This is a genomic window from Pseudomonas sp. LBUM1672 (genome assembly GCF_059695655.1).
Map to the genome: position 1 here is coordinate 1,453,649 of NZ_CP166781.1, position 16,024 is coordinate 1,469,672.

At 57.5% G+C, this 16,024-nt stretch carries 19 protein-coding genes and 1 tRNA gene; 9 read left to right on the plus strand and 11 right to left on the minus strand.

The window, feature by feature from the left end; translation table 11 throughout:
- Nucleotides 1-74 precede the first annotated feature (74 nt).
- Nucleotides 75-563 (minus strand): DMT family transporter, encoded by a 489-nt coding sequence (locus tag ACA053_RS06495; protein ID WP_497316157.1) that lies wholly within the window; start codon nucleotides 561-563, stop codon nucleotides 75-77.
- 77 nt (nucleotides 564-640) lie between these two features.
- Here ACA053_RS06495 and ACA053_RS06500 point away from each other — a divergent pair, with 77 nt between their 5' ends.
- The 6 genes from ACA053_RS06500 (at nucleotide 641) to ACA053_RS06525 (ending at nucleotide 5,001) form a co-directional block, all read left to right on the plus strand.
- Complete coding sequence (locus ACA053_RS06500) at nucleotides 641-1,582, plus strand: LysR substrate-binding domain-containing protein (protein ID WP_497394773.1); 942 nt, start codon at nucleotides 641-643, stop codon at nucleotides 1,580-1,582.
- 10 nt (nucleotides 1,583-1,592) lie between these two features.
- On the plus strand, nucleotides 1,593-2,030 hold the full coding sequence (gene fos / locus ACA053_RS06505) for a fosfomycin resistance glutathione transferase (protein ID WP_497394774.1): 438 nt from the start codon (nucleotides 1,593-1,595) through the stop codon (nucleotides 2,028-2,030).
- A 43-nt stretch (nucleotides 2,031-2,073) separates the two neighbouring features.
- Nucleotides 2,074-2,712 carry a LysE family translocator gene (locus tag ACA053_RS06510; RefSeq protein ID WP_010462451.1) on the plus strand — a complete coding sequence of 213 codons (639 nt, stop codon included), beginning with the start codon at nucleotides 2,074-2,076 and terminating at the stop codon, nucleotides 2,710-2,712.
- An 84-nt stretch (nucleotides 2,713-2,796) separates the two neighbouring features.
- Nucleotides 2,797-4,146, plus strand: a complete 1,350-nt coding sequence (locus ACA053_RS06515; protein ID WP_497394775.1) for a sensor domain-containing protein — start codon at nucleotides 2,797-2,799, stop codon at nucleotides 4,144-4,146.
- Nucleotides 4,147-4,263: 117 nt separating this feature from the next.
- Nucleotides 4,264-4,422 carry a KGG domain-containing protein gene (locus ACA053_RS06520; protein WP_010462447.1) on the plus strand — a complete coding sequence of 53 codons (159 nt, stop codon included), beginning with the start codon at nucleotides 4,264-4,266 and terminating at the stop codon, nucleotides 4,420-4,422.
- A gap of 75 nt (nucleotides 4,423-4,497) precedes the next feature.
- Nucleotides 4,498-5,001, plus strand: coding sequence for a DUF4142 domain-containing protein (locus ACA053_RS06525; RefSeq protein WP_109628364.1), 504 nt, complete (start codon nucleotides 4,498-4,500; stop codon nucleotides 4,999-5,001).
- Nucleotides 5,002-5,068: 67 nt separating this feature from the next.
- Here ACA053_RS06525 and ACA053_RS06530 read toward each other — a convergent pair whose 3' ends face one another.
- The 3 genes from ACA053_RS06530 to ACA053_RS06540 form a co-directional block, all read right to left on the minus strand.
- Nucleotides 5,069-5,479, minus strand: coding sequence for a low affinity iron permease family protein (locus tag ACA053_RS06530; RefSeq protein ID WP_109628365.1), 411 nt, complete (start codon nucleotides 5,477-5,479; stop codon nucleotides 5,069-5,071).
- Between the two features lie 262 nt (nucleotides 5,480-5,741).
- Nucleotides 5,742-6,281 carry an AidA/PixA family protein gene (locus tag ACA053_RS06535; RefSeq protein WP_497394776.1) on the minus strand — a complete coding sequence of 180 codons (540 nt, stop codon included), beginning with the start codon at nucleotides 6,279-6,281 and terminating at the stop codon, nucleotides 5,742-5,744.
- A 124-nt stretch (nucleotides 6,282-6,405) separates the two neighbouring features.
- The gene (locus ACA053_RS06540) at nucleotides 6,406-6,909 is read right to left on the minus strand and encodes an inclusion body family protein (RefSeq protein ID WP_090181110.1); all 504 of its coding nucleotides are present in this window, start codon (nucleotides 6,907-6,909) and stop codon (nucleotides 6,406-6,408) included.
- A 394-nt stretch (nucleotides 6,910-7,303) separates the two neighbouring features.
- On the opposite strand from ACA053_RS06540, the gene tam reads away from it, so the two are divergent.
- The gene (tam, locus tag ACA053_RS06545) at nucleotides 7,304-8,074 is read left to right on the plus strand and encodes a trans-aconitate 2-methyltransferase (protein WP_497394777.1); all 771 of its coding nucleotides are present in this window, start codon (nucleotides 7,304-7,306) and stop codon (nucleotides 8,072-8,074) included.
- A gap of 261 nt (nucleotides 8,075-8,335) precedes the next feature.
- Here the strand turns inward: tam and ACA053_RS06550 are convergent, their stop codons facing one another.
- Together ACA053_RS06550 and ACA053_RS06555 are read right to left on the minus strand one after the other, a co-directional pair.
- Nucleotides 8,336-9,064, minus strand: a complete 729-nt coding sequence (locus ACA053_RS06550; RefSeq protein ID WP_497394778.1) for a class I SAM-dependent methyltransferase — start codon at nucleotides 9,062-9,064, stop codon at nucleotides 8,336-8,338.
- Between the two features lie 416 nt (nucleotides 9,065-9,480).
- Nucleotides 9,481-9,750, minus strand: coding sequence for a short-chain dehydrogenase (locus tag ACA053_RS06555; RefSeq protein ID WP_403098904.1), 270 nt, complete (start codon nucleotides 9,748-9,750; stop codon nucleotides 9,481-9,483).
- Nucleotides 9,751-9,870: 120 nt separating this feature from the next.
- Between ACA053_RS06555 and ACA053_RS06560 the strand changes: the two genes are divergently transcribed.
- A protein-coding gene (locus tag ACA053_RS06560; RefSeq protein WP_497394283.1) for an IS3 family transposase occupies nucleotides 9,871-11,033 on the plus strand; the annotation gives its coding sequence in 2 pieces (ribosomal slippage) (nucleotides 9,871-10,126 and nucleotides 10,126-11,033; 1,164 coding nt in all).
- Between the two features lie 319 nt (nucleotides 11,034-11,352).
- Nucleotides 11,353-11,616: a DUF6500 family protein gene (locus ACA053_RS06565; protein WP_497394779.1), complete on the plus strand. Its 264-nt coding sequence runs from the start codon at nucleotides 11,353-11,355 to the stop codon at nucleotides 11,614-11,616.
- Between the two features lie 203 nt (nucleotides 11,617-11,819).
- Here the strand turns inward: ACA053_RS06565 and ACA053_RS06570 are convergent, their stop codons facing one another.
- The 5 genes from ACA053_RS06570 to ACA053_RS06590 all read right to left on the minus strand — a co-directional run bounded on the left by ACA053_RS06570 (nucleotide 11,820) and on the right by ACA053_RS06590 (nucleotide 16,022).
- Nucleotides 11,820-13,364 (minus strand): Fic family protein, encoded by a 1,545-nt coding sequence (locus tag ACA053_RS06570; protein ID WP_497394780.1) that lies wholly within the window; start codon nucleotides 13,362-13,364, stop codon nucleotides 11,820-11,822.
- Between the two features lie 281 nt (nucleotides 13,365-13,645).
- Nucleotides 13,646-13,719, minus strand: a tRNA-Gly gene (locus ACA053_RS06575).
- Nucleotides 13,720-13,880: 161 nt separating this feature from the next.
- Nucleotides 13,881-14,765 (minus strand): alpha/beta fold hydrolase, encoded by an 885-nt coding sequence (locus tag ACA053_RS06580; protein ID WP_109628374.1) that lies wholly within the window; start codon nucleotides 14,763-14,765, stop codon nucleotides 13,881-13,883.
- Between the two features lie 312 nt (nucleotides 14,766-15,077).
- Nucleotides 15,078-15,770 carry a pseudouridine synthase gene (locus ACA053_RS06585; protein ID WP_497394781.1) on the minus strand — a complete coding sequence of 231 codons (693 nt, stop codon included), beginning with the start codon at nucleotides 15,768-15,770 and terminating at the stop codon, nucleotides 15,078-15,080.
- A 57-nt stretch (nucleotides 15,771-15,827) separates the two neighbouring features.
- Nucleotides 15,828-16,022 carry a cysteine-rich CWC family protein gene (locus ACA053_RS06590; protein ID WP_094468699.1) on the minus strand — a complete coding sequence of 65 codons (195 nt, stop codon included), beginning with the start codon at nucleotides 16,020-16,022 and terminating at the stop codon, nucleotides 15,828-15,830.
- Nucleotides 16,023-16,024 lie beyond the last annotated feature (2 nt).

A 16,024-nucleotide genomic window follows, 5' to 3' on the forward strand; every position in this document is an offset into this window, starting at 1 on the left:
CACTCGATCTGTGCCACGCCGCCGATCAACTGTGGGAGCGGGCTTGCTCGCGAAGGCGGCCTGACAGTCCCCGCTCAACCCGCCGCCACCAACCCCTTCGCCGATGTGGCACTGAACTGAATCAACGCCACCCCCGCTATCAACAAAACTGCCCCCAACACCCGCGGCAAGGTCATCTGCCGCTCCACCAGCCCAAAAAGCCCAAAGTGATCCAGCACCAGTGAAGCCACCACCTGTCCCGCCAGCGCCAACGCAATAAATCCCGACGCCCCAAGCTTGGGCAGCAGCATCAGCGCCAACGAAATAAAACACACCCCGAACGCACCACCGGCCCACATCCACAACGGCGCCTTGCTGATGAACGCCATTGACGGCAGCGGCAAGCGCAACGCCAACATGATCGGCAACAACACCACGATACTCACCAGCAACGACGCGAGCGTCGCCCACAACGGATGACCCAACCCACGCGTGAGGTTGGCGTTGATCGCACTCTGAAACGGCACCACTGCCCCGGCCACCACGGCCAGCAGCAACAGCCCGGCCCAATGCAACGTACTCATGCTCATTCTCCAACAGGTTTTACTGGACTCTAGAGTATTCGTCGCGCAGATTTAAATTCCAAATTGTTATCCAGAACATGCATGAGATGAATGATCTTCGGCGTATCGACCTCAACTTGCTGGTAATCCTCGACGCCTTGCTCAGCGAGCAGCACGTCACCCGGGCAGCCGAGCGCTTGCACCTGAGCCAACCGGCGGTCAGTCATGCCCTGGCGAGGTTGCGCGACTTGCTGGGCGATCCTCTTCTGGTGCGTGCGGGCGCCACGCTCGTACCCACCCCGCGAGCCCTGGAGTTGATCGCGCCTTTGGCCGAAGCACTCGCTCAAGTGCAATCCCTGCTGGCGCCAAACGCCTTCGACCCGGCCACGGCCAAGCGTACGTTTCGTCTGGCGATGTCCGACTATGGCGCCGCCATCGTCCTGCCGGGGCTGATTCGGACGTTGCGCCGGGAAGCGCCGGGCATCGACCTCCAAATCAGCCACGCCAGCCGCGAAGGCATGCTCGACGCGGTACTCAACGGTGACATAGACGTCGCGGCGGGTGTCTTTCCAGAACTGCCGAACGAGCTGCGCAGCACCCCGCTGTTCGAAGAGCACTACGCCTGCCTCGTGGACCGCAACAGCTTGCCTGCCAATGGTGTGCTCGACCTGCCGACCTACCTTGCGCGGCCACACGTCCTGCTGGAAATGCGCGGCAGCGGCACCCCGGAAATCGAACGCGCCCTGACGGCTTTGCGGGAACGCCGTCGCGTCGCGATCAGCCTGCCGCACTGGAGCGTCGCCCCGGAATTCATCAGCGGCACGGATTTGATTCTTACCGTTGCTTCCCGTGGGCTGCGCGAGATTGATGAGCGCTCGTTGATCGTGGTTGCGCCGCCGTTTCATATTCCGTCGTTTACGTTTGTGTTGGTCTGGCACAAGCGGCGGGGCGGGGATCAGGCGTTGAACTGGTTGAATGGGCGGATTGGGGAGGGGATAGTGCGAAGCGACCTTACCACCGGCTCATCAATTAACCGTTGAGGTGAACAAATTGCTGACAGGCCTCAACCACCTGACCCTCGCCGTCACCGACCTGAACCGCAGCGTGGCGTTCTATCGAGACCTGCTGCAACTGCGCCTCGAAGCTTCTTGGGACACGGGCGCCTATCTCTCGTTGCCGGGTTTGTGGCTGTGCCTGTCCGTTGATCCGCTGCGCAACTCGGACCCCGCCGCCGACTACAGCCATTACGCGTTCACCATCAGCGCGATGGATTTCCCCGTGTTCGTCGAACACCTGCGATTCGCCAACGTACAAGAATGGCGCGACAACCGCAGTGAAGGCGCGTCCTTCTATTTCCTCGACCCGGACGGCCACAAGCTCGAAGCCCACGTCGGGGACCTGGCGTCCCGGCTGGCAGCCTGCCGCGAGCGTCCGTACGCGGGAATGAAGTTCTTCGACGATCAGTCAGTCGTTATTCCCGGGACCTGATATAGACTTGCGCCCATTCACCGAATAGTTAAAAGGTTTTCCAATGACCCCATCGCTGCTAATGGCCGTTCTCGCCTCGGGTTTTATCTACGGCATCACGCCGGGGCCGGGTGTGTTGGCGGTGTTTGGCATCGGTGCGGCGCGTGGACGGCGGGCTGGGGCAGGGTTTCTCTGTGGGCATTTGTTGGGGGACGTGGTCTGGTGCAGCACGGCGCTGATCGCCATCGTCGGCGCACGGGAAATCGGCAGTACGGCGTTCGATGTGTTGGGCGTGCTCAGCGGTCTGTACCTGTTTTGGCTCGGCTTGCGCGCGATACGGGCGAAGCGCAGCAGCGCCGACGCACCTCAAGGCCCGGCTCGCCAGCCCTTTTGGCACGGCATTCTGTTCGGCCTGACCAATCCGAAGGCTTACCCCGTGGCGGTGGCGACGTTCACGGCGCTGTTGTCGAGTCGTGCGGAGTTGTTGCACTGGTCAATGTTGCCGTGGTTGATTGTCTTGAGCTTTGTCGGTGGCCTCATGGCCTACGCTATCCTCATTGGCATTGTCGGTGCCCGGCAGGTTCGCACCTTGTATCAGCGCCATGAACTGGCAATCACCCGGTTATGCGGGGTGATGTTTATCGGTTTCGCCATCAATGCCCTCGCTCATGCACTGCCAGGGCTGGTGACGAACAAGGCTTGAGGTTGAGCGCACGGATGCGTCAGCTGTACTGAACGGTCAGGGAGGGTTCTTTTTGCTGCATTGTCCGGACACGCTCATCGCACCATGGCAACCAGAAATTCCGCGCCGTTGGCGAGCTACATCGATCTGTTGCTGGACGCCGTCTGTGCGGTGGATAAACAAGGTCGCTTCGTATTTGTCAGTGCGGCGTGTGAGCGTATTTTCGGTTACACCGCGGACGAACTGATCGGCCGACCGATGATTGACATGGTGCATCCCGCCGATCGCCAGCGCACCCTCGACGCCGCGCGCGAGATCATGGGCGGCGATCCCAAACTCAACTTCGAAAACCGCTACCTGCGCAAGGACGGCGCGGTGGTGCATATCCTGTGGTCGGCGCGCTGGTCTGAGGTCGATCAGTTGCGCATTGCCGTGGCCCGGGACATTACCGAACGTAAGCAGGCCGAGTCCCGACAAGCGGCGTTGTACGCAATCTCCGAAGCGGCCCACGCGGCGGAAGATTTGCTGGCGTTGTTCAAGCGCATCCACTTGATCATCGGCGAGTGGCTGCCGGCGCTGAATTTCTCCGTGGCGCTGTATGACGAGCACTGTGCGCAGCTGAATTTCCCGTATCACGTCAACGACCATGAACTGCAACCTGAGCAGCCCGGCACCATCACCGGCCGCCTCTGCGCCGAAGTGATCCGCAGCGGCCTGCCGATGTTGCTGACCCCGGACCAGGACAACCCGCCAGAAGGGTTCGAGGTGCTGGTCGCCGGGCCGGATGCACCTTGCTGGCTGGGTGTGCCATTGAGTTCGCAAAACGGCACCATCGGCGCGCTGATCGTCAAAAGTGTGCCGGGTGGCGAGCGCTACACCGAGCAAGACAAGGAATTGCTGCAATACGTCTGCGCTCAGGTCGCCACCGCGATCGAGCGCAAGCAATTGCACGCCCGCCTGCAACGCATGGCCCAATACGACCAACTGACTCAACTGCCCAACCGAGCGTTGCTGCGCGACCGGCTCAAAGACTCACTGGCGCTGGCTCGCACGGATTCCGGACGGATGGCATTGCTGTACGTCGACCTCGACCGCTTCAAGGAGGTCAACGACACCCACGGCCATGCGGTCGGCGACATGCTGTTGCAAGCGGTGGCCAATCGGCTCAAGGGCTGTGTGCGCGAGACCGACACGGTGGCGCGCATTGGTGGGGATGAGTTCGTGGTGTTGTTGCACAGCATTCACGCCTCGGAAGACGCTGACAACGTCGCGGGAAAAATCCGTCAGGTGCTGGCGCAACCCCTGCGTCTGGACGGGCACAACGTGAATATTCAGCCGAGTATCGGCGTCGCGCATTACCCCGAGCATGGCACCGAAGAAAAGCAGCTTTTCCGGCATGCCGATGAGGCCATGTACGCGGCCAAGCGCCGAAATCACCAGCGCCTCGGTGTCTGAAAAACCGGCCACCGTTCGTCGCAGCGATTTCATTTTTTCTAAACCTTTGTGGCGATCGAAATTCAGATTCTATGCGGGCTCCTGCTCGCCGCGATCATCACCAAGAGGTAGAGAATCATGCCTAACTCAAGAAACTCGAACTCGGGAAACTTCGCCAATGATCGAACGAAGGCGTCTGAAGCCGGTCGCAAAGGTGGGAAAACTACCACTACGACTGTCGATAAAGACCCTGCGAAACCCGATATGGGCCGCAAAGGCGGTCAGAAATCGAAATAGTCGGTGAAGGTAGTTTTGATTGAGAGGCGGGGGCGAAAGCTCCCGCTTGAATTTTTTCAGAAGGAGGGCGCGACCATGAGCCGGATGGCCACCCGATTACGCACTGCCAGTTTTGTCACGTTGCTGGGCCTGTTTGCCAACAGTGCCTTCGCCCAGTCGCCCGCCGAATTCATCAACGACGCCTCGGCCAAAGGCATGGCCGACATCGAAGCCAGTCGCCTGGCGCACCAGAAATCCGAATCCAAAGAGGTCAAGGACTACACCATCGTGGTTATCAACGACCGAACGACCGCCAACCAGCATCTGGCGAAAATCGCCAAGCAGCTGGATTTGCCGGTGGCTCCTCGGGAAGAAGTGGTCGACAAGGCCAAAGCGTTGATGCCGGAAGTGAAGGACGGTACCTCCTTTGACCAGGCTTATACCGCCAGTCAGGTGAAGACGACCCAGGAAGCCATCGAGCAGCTTCAACAAGTCGCTCAGACCACCGACGTCCCGGAAATCAAAGCCTTCGCTGAGGAAACCTTACCCAAACTGCAGAACCACCTGGAAATGGCCAGAGCGTTGCAGGCCAGTCGTTAGACCAAGCGATTAACGGTGTTGGACGCAAACGGCGCGTGATTCACATCACGCGCCGTTTTGTTTGTGCTCAGCACTCATTCAAATCCTGTTTGCGCTTGCTCGAAGCTGCCAGCCCTGCCAGGCCATGCACTTCTTTTTCGCCCATGGCGCGATAGTGTTTACGCAGCGCCTCCAGTTGCTTGAGGTCCAGTGCCTCAAGCCCCAGCATCGCGTTCTGCGCTTCCTTGTTTACCCGCAGCAACTCATCGATTTTCAGGTGCAGGATGTCGGTGTCGCGGTTCTGCGTGTTCTGGATCAGGAACACCATCAGGAACGTGATGATTGTTGTGGATGTGTTGATGATCAGCTGCCAGGTATCGTTGTAATCAAAAATCGGCCCGCTCAACCCCCACAGCGCAATCAGAATCAAAGCCCCCATAAACGTCTTGGGGCTGCCGGCCCACAGGGCGAGCTTCTGCGAGATCTTTGCGAATTTCATTGCCGTGTTCCTTATAAGGATGCGCCTGATTTTCAGACAGCGACGGCGGGTTGAAAATTCTACTTACATTTGGTCTCGACGAAGTTTTGTAGCAGCTGGCGAAGCCTGCGTTCGGCTGCGCAGCAGTCGTGAAATCAAACAGTGCGGTGTTTCAGGAAGACCGCAAACTCAGGTTTTACGACTGCTGCGCAGCCGAACGCAGGCTTCGCCAGCTGCTACAGATCGCGTCGATTTATATGACAGGCAAAATCCTGATACTGGATCAGTCCGTCAACTTCACATCAACCGCCCAGCGGAAGTACCCCAGCGCTTCGCAGCTTTTATCAATCAGCATAAAGTCCAGCTCGCACGCCTCAACCCCAGCGGCCAACTGTGTGCACTGCCAATAATGATCATCGGCCGTATGGCTGCCCGGTTCGGTCGGGTTTTCAGGATCGGGTGCAGGCACGGTCAGGTTTTCCTTAACCACCAATTCAGGCGTCGAAAGTACGCCGGCATCGCCAACAGACATCCCGTAAAACACCACGCTGTGCTCAGCGAGCAAACTGACGGTTCTGCTGCGGATACGGAAAGCCGATCCTGTGCCGAAGGTTAGCGTAATAGAGCTGTCATTTATTGTACTTTGTGGTATCGGAGATCCGTTGATGGAAAAGATGAAGCCATCTGCAATCAACGTCGGGTTTTCCGGCTCAAGACTGGGTTCTGGATAGCGTAAAAGCAGCGACTCGGCATCGACAACCAGCAACACATTGTGGGCAGTCGCGATACTGGATGAAGGGGATTTGATCGGTTCGGAAGTCATCATGGATTCCTTTCATGATGTTTATGCACAACGGCAGCCGCTTCGGTTCATGCAAGACATCCCGTTCCTGTCGAGGCGGCAACGAACTCGGCAGGCCCCTCGTTGCCAAGGGGCCAGACCATCGTCAGTTACGGATGGTAATGAACGGATCCCACGAGCAGCAACCAACGATCTTGCAGTCGCGATCCACGATCAGGAAGTGGAAGTGGTAGGTCACGCTGCCGCACGACAGGGTTTCCGAAGACCAGTAATGGTTATCGACTTTCTGGCAGCTCGGCACCGACGGGTTGCTGGTGTTGGGAACGGCGACGCAGGCGGTAGCCTTGCGTGGCGTGGGGGTGGAGATCAATTCATTGCCGACGTTGCCAATGAATTTGTAGAAAATCACTGCCGTCTCAAAGCTCTGCGACAGGCTGGTTTCACGCCAGCGAATCAGGTCACCCACCTGAGCTTTCAAATTCAGTTCGCCACCGGCCTGGCCATTGATCACGTTGTCGCGGTTGGTCACCATGTACACATGATTGACGTCGATCAGCGTCGGCGAGGCGGGATTTTTGCTGATGTTCGGGTAGTTTTTCAGAATGGTTTCAGTGTCGATTGAAACAAGTACATCCGTGACTCGAGACATAGTAACGCTCCATTTTCATAGTGAATGCCTGGCATCTTTCCAGGCACAACAACGCTTGCTTGCCTTGCGGCCGTTGCGAAAACACTACGGGCGGAACCCACCGATCACGGGAGATAAATTGGCCTTGCTCCTGCGTGCAAATTGATAAGTCGGGTTCCTTCCGACAGGCCGCGATTAGGACTATAGATGCGAAACATAGGCTGTCAAAATTGATTGGCCTGTCGCTCGACGAACGGTCGATATAGTTATGACCTCCGATGATTTGGCGATAAAAAACCGCTCACTCAAAACCTCTTGCGCCATAGGTCGGATAGGGCAGGGCGCGCCGGTCGAGGTATCGTAGCGAACCGGTTGTGCGCCGCTGGCCACAACAACGCACGGACAGGAGAACGCAATGAGTTGGTCCGCCAAACAATACGTCGCTTTTGAAGATGAACGCACCCGCCCGGCCCGTGATTTGCTCGCGGCGATTCCGCCCGTGGACGCGCGTTCGGCCATCGACATCGGTTGCGGCCCCGGCAATTCGACCGAGTTGCTGGTGGAGCGCTTCGCCAATGCCGTTGTGCGTGGCCTGGACAGTTCGACCGATATGATTGAGGCCGCCCGCAAGCGCTTGCCACAGCTGCAATTCGACACGACTGACATCGATACCTGGAACGAGCCGGGGCCGTTCGATGTGATTTTCGCCAACGCGGTGTTGCAGTGGGTGCCCGACCACGCGACGTTACTGCCATCGCTGGCCGCCCGACTGACCCAAGGCGGCAGCCTGGCCATTCAGATGCCCGACAACCTCAACGAGCCGTCCCATCGGCTGATGCGCGAAGTCGCTGCAGATGGGCCGTGGGCCAGCAAGTTGGCGGACGCCGCCGGGCAACGCACGGACATGGCGAGCGCCAGCGATTACTTCTCGATGCTGCGACCGCACTGTGCGCGAATCGACGTGTGGCGCACCACCTACCATCACCCGCTCGCGGGCGGTGCGTCGGGCGTGGTCGAGTGGTTCAAGGGCAGCGGCTTGCGGCCGTTTCTCGAACCGCTGAATGACGCGGAAAAGGCGCAATACCTCAAGCAGTATCACGCCGCCATCGAGCGGGCTTATCCGGCGTTGAGTGATGGTTCGGTGCTGTTGCCGTTCCCGCGGTTGTTTATCGTTGCGACTCGCTAGCGCAGAAAGGGACAGATCACGCCGAACGTTATCTGTCCCTTTGCCGGGCACTCAAGTACTCAAAAATAAAAGAAGCAAAGCCGAACAACCCAATCATCGAAATGATCATGATCCCCAACTCCGAATTGTCCATGTTGATCTCTAGGTGAACGGTGAGCCGGCAGAATAAGGCATCCTTGGACACGCCCAACGCGGCGATACGTTGTCTTTACCGGGTATCGGGAATTCATACGCAAAAATTACGATGCCCCGGCGTGACCCTCAGCGCTGCACGCTGACCAGCAACATCATCGGCCGCTCCCGCTCTTCGGCCAGGGCCGGTTGTGCCGCCACCTCGGCATCGCTCGGGCCCCATTCGTTGACCTGTCGGATGCTGAAACCTGCGCCAATCAGCGTATTCAGCAACGTGCCTATGGTGCGGTGCTGTTTGATCACGCCTTCGGCCAACCAGTTGGTCACCCGTTCGCCTTCCCGTTGATAGCTGTCCAGCGGCCAGCGCTTGTTCCCTTCGCTATCAATCAGCCAGCCCGGATTGCGCGGCGCCATGAAGATTGGGTGCTCGATGGAAAATACGAAACGTGAACCGGGTTTCAGGGCCTCATGGATTTTGGTGAACAGACCTGTGAGATCCTTGATGTAGTGCAGCGCCAGAGAGCTGTAGGCGAGGTCAAAACTGGCTGCGGGCAGGTCGAGTTGTTCCAGATCGGCGCGGGCGTATTGGATATTGGTTTGCGACGTCGTCCTGCGTGCCTGCTCCAGCATTTTTTCCGAGACGTCCAGACCGAGCACGCTATCGGCGCCGTGTTCACTGGCCCAGCGGCAGAACCAGCCGTAACCGCAGCCGAGATCGACCACCTTCAGGCCTTTCATGGGAGGCAGCATTGCGTTGAGCGCAGGCCATTCGGGAGCTGAATCGAAGCCGCCGATGGAGCGAGCCATCTGGCTGTAGCGCTGGAAAAACTCCGGGTCGTCGTAGATGTTTTGAGTCATGTTTGGAAGGCTCTGTTGAGATCGTTCATAGGCGGCACTTGGCGTGCGGCCGATTGGGTTCCCTCGGAGAGTGATGGCGCGTGTTCGTCGATGGCCGCGCAAGGGAGAGGGGAGTTGAAGATAGGGAGATGCTAGCGGGTTGGGCGATGAGGGGAAACGGGTTGAGCGTTGGGGATTTGTAAGCGAGGTCCATCAGATAAAAAATGGCAGTTCGGTTAATGCCGATTAGTTAAGGAACGACACAAACTGTAGCAGCTGGCGAAGCCTGCGTTCGGCTGCGAAGCAGTCGTGAAATCGGACAATGTGGTATTTCAGAAGGACCTCGCGCTCAGGTTTTACGACTGCTGCGCAGCCGAACGCAGGCTTCGCCAGCTGCTACAAATTGAGGACACCCCGAAAGGCGCCCCCAAATCACGTCAAGACGGTTCTGCATCCATACGTCGAGCAATGACATCCAGCACATCACAACCGTCGCGCAAGGGCACGCAACAGAGCAATGCAAAGTCGCTGAGGATGACCGCATCGGTGGTAATGTCGCCTCGCATTGCGAGATTTTCGAGAATCTGCGTCACGGCCCTGATTCTGTAACTGGCGGTGCTGAGCAGTGAATGCAGCGGTTGGGTGGTGTTGACGTAGAGCGAGGGAAGGTCGTCGGCGTTGCTGGTTAAAGCCATGTATTCGTTCATGAGTAGAGCTCCATTGGGTTAAGAGGTCTACCACTCAATCGTCGCCAAACGAAAAGTGTAGTGGTCTAATGAAACCGGACACCCATTTAGGCGAGAATGCTCGCCAGATCGAGGTGTCAGATGACCAAACAACGCCGTTCCTTTTCCGCTGAGTTCAAACGCGAGGCTGCCGACCTCGTGCTCAAGCAAAACTACAGCTACATCGAAGCCAGCCGTTCACTCGGCGTCGGCGAGTCGGCCCTGCGCCGTTGGGTTGACCAGGTTCAGAAGGAACGCCAAGGCGTTACTCCGCAGAGCAAAGCGCTGACATCAGAGCAGCAGAAAATCCAGGAGCTGGAAGCCCGGATCGCCCGCCTTGAACGGGAGAAATCGATACTAAAAAAGGCTACCGCGCTCTTGATGTCGGAAGATCACGAGCGTACGCGCTGATCAATCAGCTGAGCGTCCACGAGCCGGTTGATTGGCTGTGCCAAGTGTTTGAAATCAACCGCTCAAGTTACTACGCCCACCGCCTCAAGCGTCGAACGCCTGATGTCGAACGGCTTCGGCTACGCAGCCGGGTGAGCGAGTTGTTTTCGCAAAGTCGCAGTGCTGCCGGCAGCCGTAGCATTCTCTCGTTGATGCGTGACGATGGTGAGCAACTCGGTCGGTTCAAAGTACGCAGCTTGATGCGTGAGCTTGACCTCGTGAGCAAACAGCCAGGGTCTCATGCTTATAAACGGGCGACGGTTGAGCGGTTGGATATCCCGAACATCTTGAATCGGGAGTTCGATGTCCCGGCACCCAACCAAGTGTGGTGCGGCGACATCACCTACATTTGGGCTCAGGGGAAATGGCATTATCTGGCTGTCGTGATGGATCTTTGCGCGCGCCGGGTGGTGGGCTGGGCGTTGTCGGAAAAGCCGGACGCCGAGCTGGCTATCAAGGCGCTGGATATGGCCTACGAACAACGAGGAAGGCCTCGGGGCCTGCTGTTTCACTCTGATCAAGGGTCGCAGTATGCGAGTCGTTTATTTCGCCAGCGACTGTGGCGTTATCGAATGCGTCAGAGCATGAGTCGTCGGGGAAATTGCTGGGACAACGCGCCGATGGAGCGCGTGTTCCGCAGCTTGAAAACAGAATGGATACCGACCACGGGCTACAGGACTGCTCAAGAAGCCCAACGCGATATCAGTGATTTCTTGATGCATCGGTACAACTGGATTCGGCCCCATCAATTCAACGATGGACTGGCGCCAGCTCGGGCCGAAGAAAAACTTAACGTCGTGTCCGGGATTAGTTGACCACTACAAAGGGTGGCAGCTGTACGCAGGTTGGCGAACCGGACAATGGACAACCCGGCAGACCCGAAGGTCTCCCGCGCACAGCCACCAAAAAGCAGGCAGCCAAGTGCTTTAAAGCGATCCGAAAACTGCTCGGAAGCTTTTGTTCATTGGATCGAGTCGCCAAACCCGAAGCGCCATTTTGGCGCCGGCTTGACTATAGGCCTCGATGCAAATGGACAGCAATGCGCAAGTCTACGGACAATTCCCACCGTCGTGTAGGACCTTGCCTTTCTGAAAGTCGGCTTCGCTCGAAGCCCCAGAAGATGAGCAATCGGTATTGAATTTGGCCGCGACCGAGACCATTAACGGATTGAGAGAAACGATGCGAGAAAGCTTGAGGCAAAAGATGATCGAGGTCTGCAACAAGAAAATGGAGCAGAAGGGGCCGACTGTCGGGCTCTCGTTCTATGCTTTCTTTGCAAACAAAAATGATGATCCAGTGCTTTTAATGGAAGCCGCCCAGTGGTGGATCGCTGAGCACAAGCTCGACCATTTTGAAAAGGCCGTAAAAATAAAGCAGATGGTAGAGCGGAAGGACTAGGAGTACTGGCGCAGTCTGTCCCGTCCTGTCAATGATTTACGCCTGGGTGAGTGATTTACGTGGGTGACGGATTTATTTATCAACGGGTTCGGCTTATCGACCTGTACGTCGCCACGCTCGATCTGGTGCAACCTGGCTTTGTCGAGGCGCGGCCATAAGGTGTCGGTCGACCGCCATATGATTCTGCTGGTATCCACCAAAAATCACACCTCACCAGTCCCCATCGCCCGATCCTCAAACGCAGAACGCACCGCCTCCACGACACGTTCAGCCATGCCCTCATCTTCAAGCTGCGGGTACCCCTTCTTTAGCTTGCCGGACACTACCCAGCCATTCTCCTTGATGGAGCGGATGATGCGGTTCGCATCCTGGTTCGGCATCTCAAGTACCTCTTTCAGCTGCTCTTGAGCTCGCTGAAAGATCACCAGTACTCTGGCTTCATCCGCCATTTCCTTTCGAATCGTGTGTTCGATGACGCGTGCGGTGTACAGGACGTGCTCGGTCAGATCGGGATATCGCCAGGCAAAACACGCGTCCTCGTATTCATCGAAAATGAAGTTGCTGGGAGTACCATCCTCGTAGGTCACGAGTTCGCCGAATCGGTAGGCCGTCGCGTAACGTCGCATAAATGGTCGCGAGAACACTTCGAGCGTTCGATCGTAGCCGGCCCGGAAGTCGATCGAACTGGTGATGGTGGCCGACACCGGCAGGATCACGCCGTCGGGCACTGCTTTATCCCGAATCAGGGTGTCGTTGATCAGGAAGCGATGAATCCGGCCGTTGCCATCGCGCATGGGATGGATGTACACGAAGCCAAATGCCAACACAGCGGCACGTGCCAGTGACTCCGCGCCACGCGTTACGACCTCGAACTCGTTGAGTCCTGCCAGTAGCTGCGCAAGATCTGCGGAGTGGGGGGCGATGTAATGCACGATGTCCTCGCGCATCGTGGCCTGACCCACAAACACAGGAGAGCGGCGCAAGCCCAGTCCGATGGCATCACGCCCCAGAATGTCGGCTTGCAGAGCGTGCAGGCTGGCGTTACTCAACGGGTTTTCGATATGACCGCAGTGTTGGGCAATGACATGGGCAAACCGCTGGATGCGATCTGTCTGATCGGCTTCCTTTTCGATGAGAAAACTTGCGCGCGATTCCTTGAATGTCAGCCAACTGGCTGTACGCATCAGGATGTCGGCACCAAAGACTTGATCCAACTCATCCAAAGCCGCGCGTAAATCGAACTGCAACGCTTCCTGCACTGCCGCCGTACGACGAACCAAAGGGCAGAACTCAGCCGTCCCCGGCAGGTTGTTGTTGATTCGCCAGCGTCGTGTTCGCAGTGACTCGCAACGAGTCAGGTATTTTTCGGGCGAAAGTGCATCGACATAGGGGCCATTGGTCACGTCAGGCACATCCAGACGTTCCCCTGTCAGCCATTCGTAAAGGAACCCGGTGCGCCGTGCGTACTGGCCGAAAGGCTCTCGTCGACACCAGTCTTCAATAGGTTGCGGGCCTGTTGCCGCAAACAGGCGAGCGAAGAACTCAAGATGAATCTCTTCGTATTTGAGACCGAATTCGAAATGTCCTGCGAAATCGTCTGCGGGCCGGTAGCTTGCCGGATACCGGTTCTCCACGTTCCCGTCACTTTCGCGGCTGAGACGAGCAGTGCCGATTTCAGACTCGACACGCAGTGGCTGTGCAAGTGCGATGTCGTAGCGATCGGTGAGTGCTTTGAAACCGACTGGCATTTGACGAATTCCTTAACGGGGTAATGAAAACGCTAATAAAACACCAATATTTCGCGAAAGCGTTAATTTTCTACGATGCGAAAATACTAATCCTGTGTGAATTTTGATACTAAAACTGTCATTCCCCAAAAAAACGTTAACGAATCTCAGCTTAGTCGTAACTGCCCCAAGGGCAAAAGGCAATTCCACCAAACCCCAGACGCAAAAAAACCGGCCATCAAGGCCGGTTTTTTATTTACCTGCATCCCCCGTCAAAAAACAACGTGAGACAAAAATTCGATTGGAGCGGGTGAAGGGAATCGAACCCTCGTTATCAGCTTGGGAAGCTGGAGTAATGCCATTATACGACACCCGCTCAGAGCGGCTGACTTTGTACCAGATGTGCGCGTGGAAATGAAGTTTTTCTTTGCGCGCGATGCGTTTAGCGCAGGTGAAACGGTCTATCACGGGCAAGCCTCGTGCCTACAGGAATGCATTCAACACTGTAGGGCGAAGCTTGCTCGCGATGACTCAGTTTCAGATGGCCAATGCATGTTGGTCCTGGACGTAGTGGTAACGCGGTCGGCTGGCGTGTTGCGCCGGTTTCAGGAAGCCCAGCAATGCGTCGCGGCTGTCTCGGCAGGCAGCTTTGTGCTCCATGTCGAGAAAGTGGCCGGTAGCCTGCAAGGTGCTGAAGGTGGCGTTTTGCACGTGGTTGGCGAACAACCGGGCGCCATCGGCGGCGGTGTATTCGTCCCATTCGCCGTTCATGAACAGCACGGGTACGTTGATTTTTTCTGCGGCCTTGAGGAAGCACTGGCGATCGCTGTGGAGCAGGTCGCTGATGTGGAAGTGCATCTGCCCGTATTCATGCTCGGCGAGCGAGCTGACGTGGCGATAGTTGAAACGTTTGAACAGTGTCGGCAAGTGTTTGCCGATGGTGCTGTTCACCAGGTTGCCGACCCGATCGCCATCCCGGCTGCCGAGGTAGTCGATGCCGCGCTCGAGGTAGTCGAGCATGTGCGCGTTGATCTCCGGGGAGAACGAGCTGATCACGGCTTTTTCGATGCGCCGTGGCTGCTGGGCCAGGGCGACCAGGGTCGCGGCGCCACCCCAGGAAAACGACAGCACGTGTTCGGCGGCGAAGTGGTCGATCAGCTCCAGGAGGATCTGCCCTTCGACTTCCTTGGTCAGCAATTTCTCATGCAGGTTGTGGGCTTTTGACTTGCCCGCGTAGGGCTGGTCGTAGCAGACCACATTGAACTGCGGGTGAAGATTTTTCACGGTTTGTGCAAACGACGCAGTCGTGGCCATCGAGCCGTTGACCAGGATGATGGTCTTCTCTGCGGCGTCTGCGCGATAGAACTCCGTGTAAACCCGATACTGACCCTGTATATCCAGCACAGCGATTTCTGGCCTCATGTCATCAGACTCCAAGCAAGCGGGTATGCGCGCAAATGAGATTGCACGAGCTTTGTGACAGGTAGGCATACGCCTGAAATTTGGAGGCCCATGTCGATCCGTTACAGCAGGTCGACGGGTATTGTTATTGGCGGGCAGTCTGCCGGTCTGAGGCGGAACCTGAGGGTTCTCTAACCGGCAAAAAGTTTCTTAGAAGTATGTTGTGACTCGTCGGTCACATTTCGGCCGACGTCCTGATTCAAGCAGGGGTCACGTCATCGCGCAAGTGTCATTCGTAAATTGTTCGACAACTTCTGCTGAGCGGTAGGCTGCTTAGATCAAATGGATCTCTTCGGTGCGCAATGCGCGGTACTCGCCCGGTTTTAGCGCGTTATCGAGCACCAGCGGGCCCATGCTTTCGCGGTGCAGGCGCAGCACCTTGTTGTCGAAGTGGCCGAACATCCGCTTCACCTGGTGATAACGGCCCTCGACGATGCTCAGTCGCGCTGACTTCGGGCCGAGCACGACCAGCTCGGCAGGTTGTGTGGTGAGGTCTTCGAACGCGAAGTACAGGCCTTCGGTGAATTTCAGTGCGTATTCCGGGCCAATCTCCTGCTCGGTCTCGACGTAATAGACCTTGGGCAGTTTGGTCTGCGGTTGGGTCAGGCGCCGTGACCAGCTGCCGTCGTTAGTGATCAGCATCAGGCCGGTGGTGTTGAAATCCAGGCGCCCGGCGATGTGCAGGTCATCGCTGTCCGGCTCATGGATCAGGTCAAGTACGGTCGGGTGCTCCGGGTCGCGGGTGGCGCTGACGCAGCCCGGCGGCTTGTGCAGCATGAAATAACGTGCAGGTTTGCCGACTTGCAGCACTTCGTCATCGACCTCGACGCGACTGAACTCGAGCACCTCGGCATGCGGGTCGCTGACGACTTTTCCGTCAACCCGAACGCGCTTTTCCACCAGCAACAGGCGCACCTGCTTACGGTTGAAGCGCGGCAGGTTGCTGAGGAAACGGTCAACGCGCATGGCTGGGGATCAGTTGGAGAAGGGCCGCGTATCTTACGTGATCAGCCGGGCGGTTGCTTACAACTGCGCCTCGACTTCGGCGCAACGCGGGCACAAGCAGGACTTGTCGCGCAGTTCGGCCGGCAGCGCTTCGAGCACCGCCGGATCGATACTGACGCCAAAACACCAACACGCTTGATCGACAGTGCGCGGGTCGGCCAGGGTGCAGGCGTTGGAGGCGCCGCAGGCGGGGCATTGGTCAGGCTTGTTCATGC